Source organism: Mesorhizobium sp. B2-4-19 (assembly GCF_006441315.1).
Lineage (GTDB): Bacteria > Pseudomonadota > Alphaproteobacteria > Rhizobiales > Rhizobiaceae > Mesorhizobium.
The window spans coordinates 1-2,337 of record NZ_VFUV01000042.1 but is presented as its reverse complement, the minus strand read 5'-3'; the positions used below and the strand labels follow the sequence as shown (position 1 = coordinate 2,337).

General features: G+C 63.4%; 2 protein-coding genes. Both read left to right on the top strand.

All coding sequences use genetic code 11. The features are described from left to right. The first annotated feature begins 145 nt into the window (after positions 1 to 145). The gene (gene istA, locus FJ546_RS31020) at positions 146 to 1,408 is read left to right on the top strand and encodes an IS21 family transposase (RefSeq protein WP_140893036.1); all 1,263 of its coding nucleotides are present in this window, start codon (positions 146 to 148) and stop codon (positions 1,406 to 1,408) included. Then, complete coding sequence (gene istB, locus FJ546_RS31015; RefSeq protein WP_140533021.1) at positions 1,405 to 2,277, top strand: IS21-like element helper ATPase IstB; 873 nt, start codon at positions 1,405 to 1,407, stop codon at positions 2,275 to 2,277. Before istA ends, istB begins: the two co-directional genes overlap by 4 nt. The last annotated feature ends 60 nt before the right edge of the window (positions 2,278 to 2,337 follow it).

Here is a 2,337-nt window from a genome sequence, read left to right as displayed (position 1 = left end):
TGTCGATGCCGGCTCAATACTCCCCAGAAGTGCCGTTTGAATCTTCCCCAGTTTAGCGCCGCCGCCGGTCTTCCGGAGCGCGCTCCGGAAGACCGGCGGCGCGTAATCGCTGATGTTTCTCCCGATGGTCGGGAGAGGGTTTTCGGTGATCAAGATCGGGGAGATGATAATGATACTGGATTTGCATCGGCAGGGCTTGTCGGTGTCGGCGATCGCCAGGGAGAGCGGGATCGACCGCAAGACGGTGCGCAAATACATCGAGCGCGGGCTCGAGGCTCCGGCCTACGGGCCTCGCAAGCCGCGTCAGGCGGTGATCGATCCCTTCACGGGCTATCTTCGCGAACGTGTCACGCGATATCCCGGCCTCACCGGTAGCCGGCTTTTCCGGGAACTGAAGGAACTCGGCTATGGCGGTGGCTATACGGCTGTCACCGACTTCCTGCGCGACATCCGTCCAGCCGCGGCCGAGCGCGGCTACGAGGTCCGCTTCGAGACCCCGCCCGGTGAGCAGGCGCAGGTCGATTTCGCCCAGTTCAATGTCGTCTTCACCGATGAGCCGACCACGCCGAGAATCGTCTGGCTGTTCTCCATGGTGCTTGGCTTCAGCCGCCTGATCTGGGCACGTTTCGTCGTCCATCAGGATCTGCCGACGGTTCTGCGCTGCCATGCTGCTGCATTCGAAGCGCTGGGCGGCGCCCCTCGCGAAGTGCTTTATGATCGTATGAAGACGGCGGTCATCGGCGAAGGCGATGCCGGCGGCATCGTCTACAACCGTGCCCTCGTCGATCTCGCGCGCCACTATGGTTTCCACCCCAAGGCTTGCCGGCCGTACCGCGCCAAAACGAAAGGCAAGGTCGAGCGGCCATTCCGCTATATCCGCGAAGACTTCTTCCTGGCCCGCTCCTTTCGCAATCTCGACGACTTGAACGCGCAGTTGCGTCAATGGCTGGACACGGTCGCAAACCCGAGGGTTCACGCCACCACGAGGTGCGTCGTCAACGAAGCTTTCGCCGAGGAGCGGGCATCGCTCCGGCCGCTGCCATTGGCTCCGTTCCGATCGGTCCTGAAGCTCGAGCGACGCATCAGCCGGGAGGGCATGGTCAGCGTCGGCGGCAATTTCTACAGCGTGCCCGACGCAACCAGGCGCCGCGTCGTCGAGGTGCATACGCTGGCCGAAGAGGTGCGCATCTTCGAGGACGGCGCGCTGATTGCCGCCCACCCCATTCTCGAAGGCCGGCATCAGCGTCATGTCGAGCCCGGTCATCGCAACATCCATGTCCACAAGCGGCGACAAAGACTGAGGAACGACGAGGTCACCCTTCATGGCTCGGGCGACAGGGTCGCTCAGCGCCCGTTGGCCTTCTACGACGCCGTTGCCCGGGTGATGGCGAAGGAGCAGCGTCCATGACGAACGCGCTCGACAACACGCCATCCACGATCGACCGGATCCGCCACGACCTCGTCGGTCTGAAGATGCCGCGGGCGCTCGAAGCGCTGGACCATGTCGTGCGCCGGCTCGAGCAAGGCGAGATCGCCGCCCTCGAAGCCATGGACATTCTCCTCTCGGAGGAGTTGACCCTCCGCGAGAACAGTCGGATCAAGACGGCGCTGCGCATGGGGCGCCTGGCCACGATCAAGACGCTCGCCGGCTTCGACTTCTCTTTCCAGCCCTCGCTCGACCGCGATCGAATCTTCACGCTCGCCCAACTCGGCTTCGTCGCTCGCTGCGAGGTCGTCCACTTCCTCGGCCCGCCCGGCACTGGCAAGAGCCATCTGGCCATCGCACTTGCCGTCGAGGCCGTGAAGGCTGGAAAGAGCGTCTATTTCTGCACGCTCGCCGAACTCATCGCCGCGCTGGCGCGTGCCGAACGCGAAGGCCGCCTGCAGGAACGCATCCGCTTCTTCTGCCGGCCGGCGCTCCTCGTCGTCGACGAGATCGGCTACCTGCCCGTCGTCCATGGCGGCGGCAATCTGTTCTTCCAGCTCGTCAATGCTCGCTACGAAAAGGGCGCAATGATCCTTACCTCAAACCGCGGATTTGCCGAATGGGGCGAGGTCTTCGGCGACCCTGTCGTCGCGACCGCACTTCTCGATCGCCTGCTTCACCATGCCGTCGTCGTGCAAATCGAGGGATCAAGCTATCGGCTCCGTCAGCACGCCGAACTCATGCCGGAGCATCTGCGATCAAAAGCCGCCATCACCCCGCCGACACTAAACGCACCATCACGGCCACGCGGCAGGCCGCCGAAAAATGGATATCCCGCCGCGACAGCCTGAGCGGCGAAACTGGGGAATTTTACTTCGGCACTTTTGGGGAAAATTCGAGCGGCATTGACA

Coding starts and splice junctions, on each gene's coding strand:
- istB (WP_140533021.1), top strand. CDS start 1,405: ATGACGAACGCGCTCGACAACACGCCATCCACGATCGACCGGATCCGC.